At 49.6% G+C, this 936-nt stretch carries 1 protein-coding gene; it reads left to right on the top strand.

The features are described 5' to 3' along the window. Positions 1-936 (top strand): 3-deoxy-7-phosphoheptulonate synthase (locus KL866_RS10795; protein WP_251139981.1); only part of this gene is annotated, 936 nt, incomplete at both ends.

The raw sequence follows: 936 nt of genomic DNA, 5'->3' as shown, positions 1-936 counted from the left end.
CAAATGGCGATTGTGCTTACCTTTGCTGGTCGCTGCCCAGTGACCAAGGTTGCACGCATGGCAGGCCAGTACGCCAAGCCGCGTTCATCAGATTTTGAAACCCGTGGTGACGTGACCTTGCCAAGCTATCGCGGGGATATCATCAATAACTTTGAGTTTACTGAAGCGGCCCGTCGACCAGACCCTGACCGTTTGCTAGAAGCGTATCACCGCAGTGCTTCAACGTTGAATTTACTTCGCGCGTTCGCGCAAGGTGGTTTGGCCGACCTTCACGAAGTAAACCGCTGGAATATGGCGTTTGTTGAAAACAACCCGCTTAAAGAGCGTTATTCGGATATGGCTACCCGTATTCAAGACACCCTTGAGTTTATGGATGTTATTGGCATCAATGCCCAAACCAGTTCTACGCTGCATGAAACCTCGCTGTTTACGTCGCACGAAGCATTGCTGTTGAACTACGAGCAGGCACTTACGCGCGTCGACACGCTTACCGGTAAGCCTTACGACTGTTCGGCTCACATGGTGTGGATTGGCGAGCGAACTCGTCAGCTTGATCATGCTCACGTGGAGTTTTTCCGTGGTATTCACAATCCAATTGGTGTGAAAGTTGGACCAAGCATGCAGGAAGACGAGCTTATTCGTTTAATTGATGCGCTTAACCCGCTAAATGATCCTGGACGTTTAACGCTTATTACTCGCATGGGTGCTGATAACTTAGCAGACAATCTGCCGCGATTGCTTCGCAAAGTAAAAGCGGAAGGCAGACATGTTGTGTGGAGTTCTGACCCGATGCATGGCAACACGTTCTCGGCGTCTAGCGGCTACAAAACCCGTAACTTCGATTCAATTTTGAAAGAAATTAAACAGTTCTTCCAAGCGCATGAAGCAGAAGGCACTCATGCAGGTGGTATTCACCTTGAAATGACCGGTCAGCAC

Source organism: Alteromonas sp. ALT199 (genome assembly GCF_018619335.1).
Taxonomy (GTDB): domain Bacteria; phylum Pseudomonadota; class Gammaproteobacteria; order Enterobacterales; family Alteromonadaceae; genus Alteromonas.
Note: the sequence above shows the minus strand (reverse complement) of the source record. Positions and strands in the feature narration are given on the sequence as shown.